Annotated in this window: 12 protein-coding genes, 1 tRNA gene and 1 pseudogene; 8 read left to right on the forward strand and 6 right to left on the reverse strand. The window is 44.5% G+C overall.

From position 1 onward, the window contains the following. Entirely contained in the window at positions 1–1,527 is a 1,527-nt protein-coding gene (gene gadC, locus AK966_RS05875; protein ID WP_119463716.1) for a putative glutamine/gamma-aminobutyrate antiporter GadC, read from the reverse strand. A 499-nt stretch (positions 1,528–2,026) separates the two neighbouring features. Between gadC and AK966_RS05880 the strand changes: the two genes are divergently transcribed. Beyond that, entirely contained in the window at positions 2,027–2,533 is a 507-nt protein-coding gene (locus AK966_RS05880; protein ID WP_099079264.1) for a Fe3+-citrate ABC transporter substrate-binding protein, read from the forward strand. Between the two features lie 101 nt (positions 2,534–2,634). Here the strand turns inward: AK966_RS05880 and AK966_RS05885 are convergent. Both AK966_RS05885 and gltX read right to left on the reverse strand, forming a co-directional pair. Next, positions 2,635–2,864, reverse strand: a pseudogene (locus tag AK966_RS05885) (OmpA family protein); the annotation flags it as partial. 306 nt (positions 2,865–3,170) lie between these two features. Beyond that, a complete protein-coding gene (gene gltX, locus AK966_RS05890) occupies positions 3,171–4,595 on the reverse strand; it encodes a glutamate--tRNA ligase (RefSeq protein WP_099079263.1) in 1,425 nt (474 codons plus the stop codon). Positions 4,596–4,891: 296 nt separating this feature from the next. Here gltX and AK966_RS05895 point away from each other — a divergent pair, with 296 nt between their 5' ends. The 3 genes from AK966_RS05895 (at position 4,892) to AK966_RS05905 (ending at position 8,422) form a co-directional block, all read left to right on the forward strand. After that, a complete protein-coding gene (locus AK966_RS05895) occupies positions 4,892–7,588 on the forward strand; it encodes a copper-translocating P-type ATPase (protein ID WP_119463717.1) in 2,697 nt (898 codons plus the stop codon). A 24-nt stretch (positions 7,589–7,612) separates the two neighbouring features. Further along, on the forward strand, positions 7,613–8,062 hold the full coding sequence (locus AK966_RS05900) for a DUF411 domain-containing protein (RefSeq protein WP_099079261.1): 450 nt from the start codon (positions 7,613–7,615) through the stop codon (positions 8,060–8,062). A gap of 141 nt (positions 8,063–8,203) precedes the next feature. After that, positions 8,204–8,422 carry a PAS factor family protein gene (locus AK966_RS05905; protein ID WP_099079260.1) on the forward strand — a complete coding sequence of 73 codons (219 nt, stop codon included), beginning with the start codon at positions 8,204–8,206 and terminating at the stop codon, positions 8,420–8,422. Positions 8,423–8,671: 249 nt separating this feature from the next. Here the strand turns inward: AK966_RS05905 and AK966_RS05910 are convergent, their stop codons facing one another. Both AK966_RS05910 and AK966_RS05915 read right to left on the reverse strand, forming a co-directional pair. Beyond that, on the reverse strand, positions 8,672–9,325 hold the full coding sequence (locus AK966_RS05910) for an oligogalacturonate-specific porin KdgM family protein (protein ID WP_099079259.1): 654 nt from the start codon (positions 9,323–9,325) through the stop codon (positions 8,672–8,674). Positions 9,326–9,774: 449 nt separating this feature from the next. After that, positions 9,775–12,426, reverse strand: coding sequence for a beta-N-acetylhexosaminidase (locus tag AK966_RS05915; RefSeq protein ID WP_099079258.1), 2,652 nt, complete (start codon positions 12,424–12,426; stop codon positions 9,775–9,777). 458 nt (positions 12,427–12,884) lie between these two features. Here AK966_RS05915 and AK966_RS05920 point away from each other — a divergent pair, with 458 nt between their 5' ends. Beyond that, positions 12,885–13,757 (forward strand): TraB/GumN family protein, encoded by an 873-nt coding sequence (locus AK966_RS05920; RefSeq protein ID WP_119463718.1) that lies wholly within the window; start codon positions 12,885–12,887, stop codon positions 13,755–13,757. Positions 13,758–14,016: 259 nt separating this feature from the next. On the opposite strand, the gene AK966_RS05925 is transcribed toward AK966_RS05920, so the two are convergent. Continuing rightward, positions 14,017–14,093 (reverse strand) — tRNA-Pro (locus AK966_RS05925). Between the two features lie 259 nt (positions 14,094–14,352). Between AK966_RS05925 and AK966_RS05930 the strand changes: the two genes are divergently transcribed. The 3 genes from AK966_RS05930 to rluF all read left to right on the forward strand — a co-directional run bounded on the left by AK966_RS05930 (position 14,353) and on the right by rluF (position 16,461). Further along, positions 14,353–14,493, forward strand: a complete 141-nt coding sequence (locus AK966_RS05930) for a DUF3149 domain-containing protein (RefSeq protein WP_014231074.1) — start codon at positions 14,353–14,355, stop codon at positions 14,491–14,493. Between the two features lie 131 nt (positions 14,494–14,624). Then, complete coding sequence (gene smrA / locus AK966_RS05935) at positions 14,625–15,206, forward strand: DNA endonuclease SmrA (protein WP_119463719.1); 582 nt, start codon at positions 14,625–14,627, stop codon at positions 15,204–15,206. Positions 15,207–15,309: 103 nt separating this feature from the next. After that, a complete protein-coding gene (gene rluF, locus AK966_RS05940) occupies positions 15,310–16,461 on the forward strand; it encodes a 23S rRNA pseudouridine(2604) synthase RluF (RefSeq protein ID WP_099079255.1) in 1,152 nt (383 codons plus the stop codon). Positions 16,462–16,486: the final 25 nt, after the last annotated feature.

Consider the following 16,486-nt stretch of genomic DNA (forward strand, 5'->3'; position numbering starts at 1 on the left):
TCAATCTTCTTTTTTGGTCAGTTTATGAACATGGACATCAGAGTGATTCACAACGCCTGGGTGTATATCTTCCAGCTCCCACGTAAACGGAGCAAAATCGGTTGTTTCTGGATCTTTCCAGTGAGGCTTGCGAGCTCGAAAGATTAGGAACGGAATAACAACAAAGATTGCCGCTAATACCACAAGAATTGACACAAACATGGTTGGACTACCTACCGCAACTTGTGCGGGTGGTATAAAAGAGAATAAAAAAGCAATTAGAGAACCGATGAAACCTAACCCACCGATGATCCACATACCGATATTCCCACCCGGAATTTTGTAAGTTCGTGGGCGGTTTGGCTGACTATAACGAAGATAAATAGCAGCAGAAAACATCAGCAAGTACATGATTAAGTATAAAATAACGGTTAACTGACTAAGAATTTGATAGGCGGCCTGTACCGAAGGCAACACAACGAATGTGACGGAAAGGAAGGTGACAATCACAGCCTGTGCGATCATGATATTAGTGGCCATGCCTTTATCGTTGGTGTGTTGCCAAAAACGAGGTAAATACCCCCCTTTTGCTACCACCAGCAAAGCGCTAGATGGACCGGCAACCCAACTGACGACCCCAGCTAATACACCGAATGCTAAGCAAACCGCAACAATGGGTGATGCCCAACCAATACCTGCCCAGACAAACATCTGTTTATAGGCGACCAGCAAACCCTGAGTTAGGCTAATGTCTTTTTGCGGCACTACAAATGCGATAGCCAATGTTCCCAGCACAAAAATAGCCACGGTACCGATAGAGGAAATGCCTATTGCTATTGGGTAATTTCGCCCAGGGTCTTTTACTTCTTTTACATGGATGGCATTCATTTCCATACCGGCATAAAATAAGAAAATGCTTGCCGCAAGCACGACATTATTAAAGTTGGAGAAATCAGGTACTAACTCACTCCAACCGAGTTCGACTTGTGACGCATTACCTGCACCTAAATAAGCAAAACCCAATACGATCAATACTACCCCTGGAATAATTGTCCCTATTAAGCCCCCCCATTTAGCGACTTTCGCGAAAGCTTCCGTTCCTTTCAAGCCAACAAACGTTGCAAACCAATAGATCGCCAACACGATAGCAAGTACGAAAAACTTATTCTCCGAGAGAGACTGGTCCCAACTTTGATCGGGCCCTATATAAGCAAGTGACACCGCCCCAAAGGTCAGAACGGTAGGGAACCATACGGTCACTTCTATCCAAAGCAAAAAAACCGCTAAGAAGGCTAACTTAGGACCAAAGGCCTCGCCAACCCAACGGAAAACGCCCCCCTTTTCTGACCAACCTGTCGCCAGTTCTGCCGCGACGAGTGAAACTGGCACTAAGAATACGATGGCTGCAAAAATGTAGTAAAAAATTGAACTCAGCCCGTATTCCGCTTCTGCAGGCAGCCCCCTTAAGCTCACCACTGCCACGATATTTAGCATCGCTAATGCAAAGATGCTTATGCCTTTATTGGTTGTCTTATCTACATTTGCCATTTCAGATCCCTGTCATTGGATTTTCCCTAACAATTTTAGGTGGGGAATCGGTATTTTGATAAAAATCTTCCGTAATTATTTAAACTTTAACCACTTTCGGCCGTTGTCATCTTTCATTCTGTTCTCACACGATTCAGCGGGAAGATCGTCACGACACCTTTGCTTTTTCACGGTGTATCGAACGTCATTGATGGCAAAATACCATCATGTACCCAAGAGACTTCAAGATGCGGAATTCAGAGCGTAGTCACTGATTCAAATTCAAGGAAAACAACGCAGTGTAATAGCTAGCTCTTTCCAAGTTGTTTGTCGCAGCTATTTTTTTGAAAAAGAAAGTGCCTCAGTGGCACGTTCCCGCAGGGCGAGGTTACTTGGGTATAGGTCCTTCTCACGAAAATCAAGTTCGATTGTGCACATTTACAATTTTGAATTTTATTACTTTAATTATCGGTAAGATTTGCTTACCCTTTGCCTATTAATAAGATTATTAATTATCGCTATGTCTAAAAGCAATTTAATAACTAACACCGGACACCGATTTATTTCTAAAGGCAAAACGGCCTTTAAGATTCACATTCATACCCCTGACGATACAGTATTGCATCGCTCTGTAGGCTTTGTTCGTCTTGGTGAGGAAAAAGCGTTAAAGAAAGCCATTAAGTTGCGAAATGAATTAGGACTTGAAATGTGGGGCAAGTTTTGGCGTCGCCTTTTGAAAGACCCTTATCTGATGACAAGGCTACCGCACAGTGTCGAACCCAAGATAGTGCACAAACCCAATCCTACCCTTGAAGACCCAAACAACCGCGATACTTGCTACATCGCAAAGTGGCGTGAATTTAATGATGAAGGTGAGTATAAGTATAAAACCGTGGTTCGCTCGATAAACAAATATGGCAAGCTGGCGGCTTACATGCAGACTAAAAAAGCCCTATTAGATGCGCATAAAGATAATTTAGAGATCCTAACCTTCATGGGGCGACTTAATAGTATCGACCTCAAATAACAGTCAGTATGCTCCTGACGTAAGACCCAATACAAAAATGCCCCAAAGAGCAGATTCTTTGGGGCATTGTACAGTTAGGCTTCTAAGCGTCAGGCAGACGCTTATTGTTGAACTTGGTAATCAAACTCAGGAACAACGATTTCAACGCGGCGGTTTTGCTCACGACCTTCACGAATGTCATTTGAAGCGATTGGGTTATTTTCACCTTCACCACGAGCGTGGATGCGTGAAGCATCAATACCTTTTTCTACTAGCGCATGTGCAACTGACTCTGCACGTTTCTCGATACTTGTTGGTTGTACGCTGCTGTGTAACCAATTACGTCAACGTTTACGTGAAAAGTTAACATGGAAAAAGTAAGGAAAACTAATTTCTCATCAATGATGACAACAATTGGGGAACTTTAATGGATATGGATATGGATATAAATCATAGACATAGCATGAATTAAATTGCGATTATGACATTCATGGCTGCTATATTTTAATAAATGAAACTTATCTTTAATGGCGCTAAATAATGCCATGCCTGTGAAAAATTCAACCAACCTGTAGCTAGAAATACGCTTTCCTTGTTCATTAGATACAAAAAAACCGCGAAAAATATCGCGGCTTTTATAACAACTTATTCAAAATAACTATGCGTTAGCTTCACGCTCAGCAATAAATTCAAGCGCCATCTTAATACGGGCAATACAACGCTCTTTGCCAATCAGCGCCATTACTGCGTCAACGGAAGGAGACTGACCGCCACCCGTTACCGCAACGCGTAGCGGCATACCAATTTTACCCATACCAATTTCAAGCTCCGCACATACGTCTGCGATCATTTGATGTAAGTTTTCAGTTGTCCATTCAGTCATGGCCTCAACTTTAGCAAGGGCTGTTTCTAGAGGCTCTTTTGCGACACCACGTAAGTGTTTCTTCGCTGCACCCGCTTCAAACTCAGAGAAGTCTTCGTAGAAGTAACGGATTTGCTCGGCAAGTTCTACTAGTGTGTTACAACGCTCACCCACAAGCTTGATCACTTCAGTGATAGCAGGGCCGTTAGTTACATCCAGTTTTTGCTGATCTAGGTGCCATTGTAGATGCTCTGCAACGTACGCTGGATCTGAGTTCTTAATGTAGTGGTTATTCAACCATAGTAGCTTGTCAGTATTGAATGCCGACGCTGACTTAGAGACTGCATTTAGGCTGAATAGGTTGATCATCTCTTCTTGAGAGAAGATTTCTTGATCACCGTGAGACCAACCTAGGCGCACTAAGTAGTTGTTTAGTGCAGTTGGTAGGTAACCCATATCGCGGTATTGCATTACTGATACCGCGCCGTGACGTTTAGACAGTTTTGCACCGTCATCACCAAGAATCATTGCACAGTGAGCGAATGTTGGTACTTTCGCTCCTAGCGCTTTGTAGATATTGATCTGACGAGGCGTATTATTAATGTGGTCTTCACCGCGCACAACGTGAGTGATGCCCATATCCCAATCGTCAACCACTACACAGAAGTTGTACGTTGGAGAACCATCGGTACGACGGATGATCAGATCATCCATTTGCGTGTTGCTGATTTCGATACGACCACGGATTTGGTCATCAAATACCACACTGCCATCTTTCGGGTTACGGAAACGGATTACGCATGGATCGCCATCTTTTGCCGCATCGTTTGCCGCTTTAATCTTTGGATGGTCTGCGTCGTAACGTGGCATCTCTTTGTTTAGCTCTTGTTCTGCACGAACTTCGTCTAGCAGCTCTTTTGATGCGTAACATTTGTAAGCTTTGTCTTCAGCAAGTAGCTGATCAACCATCTCGTTGTAACGATCAAAACGTTGAGTCTGGAAGTAAGGACCTTCGTTCCACTCAAGACCAAGCCATTCCATACCCTCCATGATCGCGTCAACTGCTTCTTGAGAGTTACGCTCAAGGTCAGTGTCTTCAATACGTAGAACAAATTCACCGCCATTGTGTTTAGCAAGTAGCCAAGAGTAAAGTGCTGTACGTGCACCGCCAACGTGAAGGTAGCCAGTTGGGCTAGGAGCAAAACGAGTTTTAACCGTCATTTGAGTTCCTTAGGAGTAATGAGCAACAAGAACGCTCTCGTTGTAATATCAAGGATAAAAGTGGCGACATTTTACCACCGTAAGTCAATTCTACAATCATTCAGTGGAGATTGGCGTTATAAATCAAACAGGGCTGCAGGCATAACGGCTCTGCTCTGCTACTTATAATAGTAAAGTGTCATGTGATCGTGGTGAATACGTATAAATCAAATGACACTGCCCAATAGAAGTAATGCTTGACCTTCCCCTAACAGGAAGGTTTATGCTCAGCCTATTACGATTATCGAGGACATATTATGTATCAGTTCGTTATACCTATGACTGGGCTCAACTGCATGAGCTGTGCGAGGAAGGTTGAGAAAGCTTTACACACAAATCACAGTGTTGAGATCATTAATTTGTCCCCGACAATGGTTGAATTGAAAACCGAATCTCCCCTTTCTTCTATTGTTGCATCCATCGAGGCACTGGGTTATCACGCAGGCCATCAATATCAGTTCAACCTTAGCGGGTTAAGCTGTGGCGGATGCGTGAAGAAACTCTCTTCTTTATTAGAGTCGAATCAAGACGTCATTGCTTTTCACGTATCTACGACACAACTCGATATCACAACCCTACTCTCTGAGCAGCACGTGATCGAGCTTGTGGCAACACTTGGCTACACCGCCAGCCTTGAGACAATTGAAGCCGAAGAGGAAAGCTCGCCGGCAACTGAGCAAGTAGAAAAGCAGAGCAACATTGAACACGCTCAATCGCCACCAGCGAGTATTCAGTTGCAAATCCTGATTCAAGGCATGACCTGTGCGAGTTGCGTTTCTTCAGTAGAGAAAGCGCTCACTAGCGTAGAAGGCATTGAAAAAGCACAAGTAAACTTTGCTGAGCAAAGTGCATTGGTGTTCGCCACTCAAGATTCTGAAGCACTCCAACAAGCGATTGTTGAATTGGTAAAACAAGCAGGTTACCAAGCAGAAATCCTTCAAGACGCAGCAACCCAACAAGAAAAGCAAGCGGCTCAACAACGAGCCCAACAAAAACGCTTCAAGCTTGATGCTATTGCTGGGTTAGTTGTTGGTGCACCGTTAATGCTATGGGGTGTATTTGGCGGCAACATGATGATTCGTAATGCGAATGATCAGCTCGCTTGGGGGGCGATAGGAGTATTGTGTCTATTACTATTGGCAACCGCAGGTAAGCACTTCTTTACCAATGCTTGGTTAGCAGCGACTCACAAACGCGCGACGATGGATACCTTAGTCGCGTTGGGTACTGGTGCTGCATGGTTCTATTCGATGCTCGTGGTAATATTCCCTGCGTGGTTCCCACTTGCTTCGCGCCATGTGTACTTTGAAGCGAGCGCAATGATCATCGGTCTGATTTCGCTTGGTCACTATATCGAGGCCAAAGCCAAGGCCAACACCACGCGCTCATTGCAAGCACTGATTAACCTTCAGCCTCAGCAAGCAACCGTCATTTCTGAACAAGGCGATCAACAGCTCGCGGTTGAGCAAATCACGCTAGGCATGAAACTGCGTATAAAGCCGGGTGAAAAAGTGCCGGTTGATGGGGTTGTCATTCAAGGTGAATCCTACATCGATGAATCCATGCTCACTGGTGAGCCTGTACCAGTATTAAAAACGCAAAATGCGCACATTTCTGCAGGAACATTAAATACTGATGGCGCACTGATCATCGAAGCTACGGGCATTGGCGCAAACACCATGCTAGCGCGCATCATTCGTATGGTACGTACCGCGCAAAGCAGTAAGCCTGCCATTGCTAAACTGGCTGATCAGATTTCAGCGGTATTTGTTCCCGTGGTGATAGGCATTGCAGTGTTAGCAGCATTGGTCTGGTTTGCCGTAGGTCCGGAGCCAAAAGCTAGCTATATGCTCGTGGTCACTACCACAGTGCTGATTATCGCCTGCCCTTGTGCCCTTGGCTTGGCAACACCTCTGTCGGTGACAGTTGGTGTAGGTAAAGCCGCAGAGCTGGGTATCCTGATTAAAGACGCCGACGCACTGCAACTCGCCAGCAAAGTAAATACGGTTGTATTCGATAAAACCGGCACACTGACACAGGGCAAACCGAGTGTGCAGCAAGTGTTTACTCAAACCACCAGCCAAGAAGAACTATTGGCATTGGCGTACGCAGCAGAGCGTCAATCAGAGCACCCATTAGCGAAAGCGGTGTGTGATTATGCAAAACAGCACAGTACCGAAGATCTTGAGTTAGAAGCCTTTGAGAACATCCGTGGTCGTGGTATTGTTGCGACCTACCAAGCTCAACCATTACTGATAGGCTCACTGCAATTTATGCAAGCCGAGCAGATTGATACCAGCCTAATGGAACAAGCGATTCAAGATTGCGCCAATAATGCTTGGACGCCGGTAGCCGTAGCATTAAACAATGAACTGATTGGCTTAATTGCCATCGCTGATCCGATTAAATCTGATGCTAAACAAGCCGTGTCTGCATTAAAATCGCAGGGCATAAAAACCGTCATGCTAACGGGCGACAACCAACACGTTGCCAACGCTATCGGCAAAGAGCTCGGCATTGATGAAATCATTGCCCAAGTCATGCCTGACGAAAAAGCTCAGCATATTAAATTACTTCAATCGCAAGGCTGTACTGTTGCTATGATTGGCGATGGTATCAACGACGCACCAGCTTTGGCCCTTGCCAATCTTGGGGTGGCTATGGGCAGTGGCAGTGATGTCGCCATCGAAAGCTCACAAATGACCATTTTGAATACGTCGCCATTGGCCGTAGTACATGCGATTGAGCTATCACGCGCGACACTGAAAAACATGAAACAAAATTTGTTCGGTGCCTTTATTTATAACTCGTTGGGTATTCCTATCGCCGCAGGCGTGCTTTACCCAGCGTTTGGATTTTTGCTCAGTCCTGTTGTTGCTGGCGCAGCAATGGCGCTGTCTTCAATCACAGTCGTGAGTAACGCAAATCGACTACGGCTGTTTACCATTAAGTAAGCGAACCTTCTTTTCGAGGATATTATGAAGTTGAAATTATTGACCTTTACCATGCTTGCTGCCACATCGGCTAACGTATTGGCCGCTGATGTCATCAACCACAAATCGCCATATTGTGGCTGTTGTGGTGAGTGGACTAAACACATGGAAGAGAACGGTTTTACTGTTGAAGAGAAGCTGCATGATGACATGAACGCCATCAAACGCGACTTAGGCATTAAAAACGAACAGTTATACTCCTGCCATACGGCAGAAATTGATGGCTACGTTTTTGAAGGACACATCCCAGCCGAGGACATCAAAGCTTTCTTAGAAAACCCACCTAAAAATGCGAAAGGCCTTGCGGTTCCAGGTATGCCAATGGGCTCTCCCGGCATGGAATATGGTGACAAGAAAGACAGTTACGCCGTTTACGCGTACAACGAAAAAGGTCAAGTGTACGAATATCGCTACCACAAAGGGAACGACCAGTGATCCATGGTACGATCACGATTATTGTGAAAGTTTCTTACTGCAAGGCTTCGTTGTGTGACTGACTTTCCTGATTTATTGTGCGTAGCACCATAAATGGATATGTACCCCGTGCAATAAAAAGGAAAATTTAAGAAAGCACTTATTTATGACACGCTTGTTAGCCTTGCTAACCAGGAACCAGAACAACACGCAAAGATACGGCAAGATTTGTACGATCAACTGAACCTGCCTTTTGGCAAACAGTTAGCGTTATTTGCTTGTGCTCTTGGACCTGCGGGGGCTGGAAAGCTAGACAGTCATGAAGTGATCAATAACGCCGTTGACCGAGCTCTTCAATTGCTTGAGACACCGATGCGTTAAACCTCATCAGTTAGAATATGGCTCGCGATTCCCCTCTGCGGGCCATTTTTCCCAGTGCTTATTTTCCCCCATCTCTTCAATACTTAGTAGTAACCTCTGCTATCTTAAAGCGTCACTTGCTGCATGAATTCAGTCTCTTAGATACAAAAAAAGCGACCTCAAAAATATCAAGGTCGCTCGCAAAGCTAACAGCATCTGAATATTGCTAAGCTTTGAATCTGTTCATTAATCATGAACAGCTAGGACTTATTAGAAACCATAAGACGCACCGAACACAAACGCATTGTTTGCATTATCAGCTTGGTTACGGTATTCGAAATATGGTTGAACGCCATTGCGTATCCATGTAGCACGAAGCTCATGATCCATCGTGTTGTCAGCATTGTCTGTACGTACGTAAACGTTGTTGTAGCTTAGCGCTAACTCTTCATTTACTACGTAACCGATACGGTTATCAAAGCGCAATTGATCGTTGCCATCTTTTACGTCGTGGTAACGAGTACGGTTACTGATAGCAATACCGTTATCAAAGTAGTAACCGATTTTAACAAGCGGACGGTATTGTACAGTCTCGCCATTGTTTAGTAGGTGATGGTAACCAGCAGCAACCCATAGATTGTCATTAAAAGAGTAGCTCTGCTCGATACCTAGAGTGATGTATGGTGAGTAACCAAGACGAGTATCTTGAAGAGCATTATCGTCGTACTTACCAAGAGAGATACCATCAAACTCAGTTAGCAACGTTGTGCCAGTATCAAACGTATGACCCGCTTCAAGTGTTGAAGTCACGTTAGGTTGAAAGTCTGAGTGAAACTGAACGTTACCTGTTACGTAAGAAGAACCCGCGAAAGCGCTAGAAGCGAAAACAAGAGAAAATGCACTTAGTGCTAAAACGTTTTTCATAATTACTGCCTATATTTATTCACGTTATGCGATGAGATGTGCGGCTATCACTTGCCCTTCATCGCCAACATTATTGGGATGAGCCTCCCTGGCTAAGGCAATACTGCGCAATTTAATTCGCATTGGAAAATAAATCATTTAAAACAGTGACCCAATTCAAACTGGCATTGTAAAAATTAAAAAAACCATTAAATACAATATCTTGCCATGAAAAATAAAAATTCGTAAAAAGATAAAGTGTGAAGTCAGGTTAGCTACACTCTTAATTCAAGCAAAAAAACAAGCATCGAGATCACATTCTTCTTTTCGTTCTAAATGACGATTTTATATATCAGTAAATAATAATCAGACATTGTTCACACTTATTTCCCATAGAAAAATAAACAAAGCCCTCAACATGAGTTGAGGGCTTTGGCTATAAATAGTGATTTAAGTGAAACTTAGTGAATTTATTTCACGCTAGTCACACGGCTTGCTTTCTCACCCGTTGCCGACACAGAGCGGATAAACACTTCACCTTTCACATTTGGACGCGCACTGTCTGCGTAAGTTAGCCAGTTTTTGCCATCTAGAGAGTATTGAAGCTTCACGCCTGGGAACTGAACGTTCATTGCTAGTTTACCATCTTCAACTTTCGCGCCAGGTACTGGTAGGCGGTAGTCGATGCCTGATTTTTCTAGCTTAGCCAGTTCACGTTGACCAAGAACGTTCGCAAAGCGGTTGTAGTCTTGGTTTAGCGCAGCTTTGTCTACTAAATTAGAGTTTTGCGAATACTCAACACCCACTTTGTAGTCGTTTTCCCAATCCGCACGGTGCCACGCACGCTCAGCAGCGGCTAGTACGCGAGGGAATACCATGTACTCGTATTGTTCATCGTTACGTACAGTCTCAGACCAAAGCTGTGCTGATAGACCGTAAAATGGCTTCGCTTCGATCTCACCTTTACCTGTGAAGCCGTTACCGTCACGATCTAGCGATGTTTCTGCGTTTTGAGGCATGTTCTCTGGTGCAAAACCGAACATCTTACGCGTATCTGTTGCACGCGTTGCCCAGTAGTAACCACGCTCTTTCGGATCCACTTCGTATGGCATGTCCATGTACACGTAGTCTGGGTTAGAAACGATCACGTCGTAACCTTTCTTAGACCACTCGTACACTGATGAAGTACCACCCCAGTAAAGTACGTCCCAGAAGTTCACACGTTTGTTTTCTGTCGCGAACGCCTCTGCGCCTTCACTGTATTTCAGACCATCTTGCCATGCTTGGAAACCAGGGATACCTTTTTCCGCCACAATCTTAGACACTTCTTCCGCAAAGAAGCTTGGTAGGTGACCATAATCACTTACAGTGCCATTATCGATCAATGTCTGACATTGTGGAGACTGCGCGAATGGCTTGTCTTGCTTAGACAGGTCAATGGTGCCTTTCCAGCTTACTTTATCTTCTGCGTTAACGTCTTGGAAACCAGCGCCTAGCTTGATGTTCTTCGCTTCGTCACCACCAAAGTGCCATGTTGTTAGCGGCGTGCCCGCTTCTTGGTGCATTGCTGCTACTTCTGAAATCACTTTATCAACAAAGCGAGTTGAAGATTCCATACATGGGTTGATGAAGCTTTGCTTGTTGTAGAACTGAACCGTCGTTACGTTCGATGTATCTTGAGGATCCATCAGGCGGTACTCGTTCGCTTCTGCTTCTTTACCTTCTTCCATTAGACGATCGTAACGCGCTTCCATTGATACCACTGCTGCACGAGCGTGCGCTGGCATATCGATTTCTGGAATCACTTCGATGTTACGTGCTTTCGCGTACTTTAGGATTTCCACATAGTCTGCTTTGCTGAAGTAACCGGAGCCAAAATTATCTGTCGTTGCACCTGAACCAAGCTGAGGCAGTAAACAGCTTTTCTCTTCCAAATCGAAACAACGGTTTGCACCCACTTCGGTCAGCTCAGGCAGACCTGGAATTTCCAAACGCCAGCCTTCATCATCCGTCAGGTGAAGGTGCAGTTTGTTCATCTTGTACGCCGCCATTTGCTCAAGCGTTGCAAGGATTGCGTCTTTAGAGTGGAAGTTACGAGCCACATCGACCATCACACCACGGTAATCAAAGCGCGGTGCATCTTGAATAGACAGTTGTGGTAGAGAATCAGCATTTTGGCTATCTATCAGGCCAAAGATAGATTGTACTGCGTAGAAAGCACCTGCTTGGTCGAATGCTTCAATCACAATGCCGTCGCCATTGATGCTCAAATCATAAGCACCCGATTTTGCTAATTCACCGGTGAAGTTTGCAGGAACTAGCGTGATGCTAACAGGAACATCACCACGAACATCCACACCTACCACTTCTGCGCGATCTTGAATTGCTGCGTATTGAGCCGCATCAAATGCGTCTTTCGGCAGCGCAATACCACCTGCGATGTCTACTGTGCCTTGGCCCGCTTTCACGTGCATTGGCGTTGGTAGTAACGTAGTTGATACATCTTGTTTTGCTAGATCTTCATTCTTTTCGAAACGAGAGACAGCATTTGCCATGATGTTGTTGTCATCAGGCGTACGTTTTAGGTTGTTGCCTTCAAGGCCAGTAACGAAAGAAGCAACGTCTTCTGTATTTAGAGACGCAATCATCTTAGGCTCTGCGTTTGGCGCAGTTACAAATGCACCTGGCATGAAATCAGTTTCAAACAATGTCCAGTATTCGCCAATCAGCGGCAGAACGACTTCTTCACCTGCCGCGAAACCGTCAAACTTATCTGTTGGTTCTAATTTGTGTAGGTCACCCGTTACACGAGAGATTTTGAACTGCTCGTTGTCTACATCCAAAATCAGACGAATGCTGTGGAAGTAGATAGCCCAATCTTTAGAGTCAACCGCTTCACCTTGGTTAATTAACGTCATGTTAACCTTATTACAAGACGCCCACTCAGCGCCCATGTCTTGACATGCAAGACCTTCATTTGCGCCGTGGTTTGTAAGTACTTCATATTGAATATTAAGGTTGTCAGCCAGTGAGTTTACAACTTGTTGCTCAGAGTTCTGCAGTGAAGAGCAGCCTGCCAATGTAGCGATTACAGAAGCAGCAATCAGACTATGTTTCAACATCTTACTTTCCCCAAAAAGTCAGTGGTTCAAAACGACATTTATCAAAAATGGTGAGCACCTAAATGCGAGGCGCTTAACAGTTGTATTCAACATACAAGCAGTTATTTTAATACGTAAAATAAATAAAAGTAAGAAGTGATCCAGCTCAAATTTGGTCTTGAGATTAAAAACATAAATACATGAAATTCAATTGCTTATTTAACTTGTCAAAAACGAGCAACTTTTTTTGACGAGATTGTTGCGATCTCAATCACAAAAACTGGTGCGTTTTGCATGATTTTATAGGATTTTGATCACGAGAGAGCATTTGACTTACCATTAACAACAAACTCAATTAAAACACTTTCGTGAATTAGCTCTCATTTCGTCACCGTCAAAACACGTCAATATTTTTAAAAATGACGTTTTTGTCGAACCATGATATAGATAAGATGCATATCGAATTCGAGGAACAAAATATGTTTCGACTCTTGTCTGTCATGTCATCTCTCATTGTCTTTTTTACTTCTTACTCTACCCAAGCAGAACCACAGCACTGGTTGGCAAAGAAAGGCAATACCGAATACATGATTATTGGTTCGATTCATGTGGGGGATACAAGTATGTACCCGCTGCCTAAAGCCGTTACTCAATTCCTAAGAAACAGTGATGGATTAATCATCGAAACCGATGTTCGAAATACTGAAGGCGTGACCTACCCAAAAACCGCGTTTCTCGCCAAAGATGTCTTGGATAAAACGCAGCATCAACATCTTGCTGAGATTGCCAAAGATCTTGGTGTGCAACAAACGCAATTACTCAATGCACCTCCTTGGGCAGCAGCCTTAACGATTCAGTTGTCTCTCGTTAACAAATTGGGGTACGTGGCAGGTCATGGCGTCGATATGCATTTAATTAATATGGCAGAAGAAAAACACGTCCCCATCCTCTCTTTAGAATCGGTGCAATTTCAAATCGATTTAATTACAGGCCAACCCGAGGGGGGCAAAGAGCTACTGCTTTCTTCAATCGAAGAATATGATGGTGGAGAAGCTCTTGTCGAATGCTTAATCGAGAGCTGGAAAAGTGGCGCCGGAAGTCAGCTAGAAAAAGCATCGCTAAGTGAAAAATCCAGTGAACAGTTCAATGAAGCCTTTCTATACTCTCGTAACCGAGATTGGGCACAAAAATTAGACTCTGGCAACGTATTACCAAAGAAAGGAGGCCGTTACACCGTTGTGGTCGGCAGCTTACACTTAGTTGGTAAGGGCAGTCTTATCGAATTACTAGAAAAGCGCGGTTTTGCGATCAAACCATTAGCAAACACCAGAAATGCGAAATGTGATATTTAAAGGCAGGCTTTCTAAAAGTGGTCGGTGAAGAGCCATATTCTAACTTCAGGCGAACCCCATTTGGTTCGATACTATCAAAGTCAAAATTTGCTCGCGCCAAAACGACGAAAGCCAGCTCATTGAGCAGGCTTTCTGAAAATGGTCGGTGAAGAGCCATATTCTAACTTCAGGCGAACCCCATTTGGTTCGATACTATCAAAGTCAAAATTTGCTCGCGCCAAACGACGAAAGCCTGCTCATTGAGCAGGCTTTCTGAAAGTGGTCGGTGAAGAGGGATTCGAACCCCCGACCCTCTGGTCCCAAACCAGATGCGCTACCAAGCTGCGCTATTCACCGAGATGTTTAACTAAGGACTTTTCCCCGTCAACGGATGCGTATATTACGGATAATCCGAAGAGACGCAAGCGCTTTTTTCAAAAAAAGATGACGCTCTAATTTGATTGCTGAATTACTGAGCACTAGCACGTAAATTGTGATTAATAACTCACAATAAAATACAACCTATTAACTCGTGCAACATCATTGATCCAGATCAGTGTGCAAAAAACACCAGCCATTAGTTTAAACCTTGTCGGAAATATCTTGGAGGAAACATATGGACTTTTGGCTTGATCTCCTATTTGGTAATGCAGTGGGTCTATCATCAATGATTGTAATCTTTGGGGCAATTGGTCTGATGTTGTTTTACGGCGGTTTCTTCATGTACAAGATTATGAACGACAAATCTCCTCACTAGATCTCGCTTAGCTCTAGAAACGCTTCGCACCGGAGTTGGTTATTTGCCTGCTCCGGTTTTTTATTGATCTTTTTTAGCACCTCCTTAATATAATTGTCTCTACTTATCCTGTTCTTTATGAGATTGCCGTTATGTCTCACGACGACGATTTTGACCTGTTCCAACAGATGATGGGCGACGTTAAGCCAATTACCCACGACACAGCTGAACATAAAAAAGTCCACCAGGTGACCGATGCACACCTTGCCAAACAAGAGGCTGCGATCTGGTTAACAGAAGACGACCCCGAATACTTATCTATCGACCACGCGGAAATGCTAAAGCCGGACGACTTCATCGAGTTCAAACGTGATGGTGTACAAGATGGCGTGTACCGCAAGCTGCGTCTTGGGAAGTACCCCATTCAAGCTCGCCTTGATTTACACCGTAAGACGCTAAAAGAAGCGCGTGACGAAGTAGTAACTTTCCTCAAGCAATGCATTGAAATGGATATCCGTACCGTGATGATCGTGCACGGTCGTGGCGAACGTTCTAACCCGCCAGCCTTAATGAAGAGCTTTGTCAGTAGTTGGCTGCAACAAATCCGTGAAGTGCAATGCGTCCATACGGCACAACGCTTCCATGGAGGAAGTGGTGCAGTGTACGTACTGCTGAGAAAGAGTGCTGAAAAGAAAATGGAGACGCGTGAACGTCATCAAAAACGTTTAGGCTAACCGGATGCTCGGTGCTAGAATGCCCGACCTTATCTCGCCTTCCTATAAAATATTGGGAAGGCAACTTTTATTAACCGCCGTTGTGAAACGTTAGGAGAGCAACATGTCACAAGATAACGCAAAACGCTTAAATAAATTCATCAGTGAAACGGGGTTTTGCTCGCGCCGCGAAGCAGACCGTCTAATCGAACAAGGTCGTGTCACGATCAATGGCAAACAGCCAGAAATGGGGACGAAAGTTCTCCCAGGTGATGATGTTTGTGTCGATGGTAACCCTGTCGCAGCAAAAGAAAAACCGGTCTATATTGCGTTGAATAAACCAACCGGCATTACCTGTACGACAGAGCGTGATATCCCGGGCAACATCGTTGATTTCATCGGTCACAAAAAGCGTATCTTCCCTATCGGTCGTTTGGATAAACCATCTGACGGTTTGATCTTTTTAACCAACGATGGCGACATCGTGAACAAGATCCTTCGAGCTGGCAACAACCACGAGAAAGAGTACGTTGTACGCGTTGATAAGCCAATCACCAAAGAGTTCATCAAACAGATGTCGAGCGGCGTCAATATTCTCGATACGGTTACGCTACCTTGCAAGGTGACCCAAGAGACCAAGTTCTCGTTCCGTATCGTATTGACTCAAGGTTTAAACCGTCAAATCCGTCGTATGTGTGAAGCACTAGGTTACGAAGTATTTAAACTACGCCGCGTCCGTATTATGAACATCTCTCTAGATGGCATCCCAAACGGAAAATGGCGCTATCTCAGTGATGCGGAAGTGGCTGAAATCTTAGCCATGTGCGAAGGTTCTGTCGGCACAGAAGAAGCGTCAAAACTGGATGCGAAAGGCCGCAACATTCGCAAAGCGACCGACGCTAAGCTATTTGACAGTCGTGAAGAAAACCAAGCTTCTACCGCCCGACGCAACCAAAAAGTGCGTACCTTCCGTGGTAACAATGCTGATGAGTTCCGTCATGCACCGAACTCGAACAAAGGCCAACAACGTCGTCAACGTAATGATGAAAACGGACGCCCAGCAAAAGAGCATTACAAAGTGAGGCCACAAGGTGAGCGCAGTAATTCGCAAAGCGAGTATGATAAATCGCACCGGAATAAACCAGATGCTGCGAACAAGCCGCATTCATCAAACAAACCGCAATCAAAGCCTAAGCAGCATTACATGAACCCAAATACCGCTAAGCCGAGCAAACCAGCAAAACATACCGGTGGTACATTGAGTCTGAAGAAGTAACGCTTCACTAGATGACGAGATCAAA

It is taken from the genome of Vibrio sp. PID23_8 (assembly GCF_003584965.1).
Taxonomy (GTDB): domain Bacteria; phylum Pseudomonadota; class Gammaproteobacteria; order Enterobacterales; family Vibrionaceae; genus Vibrio.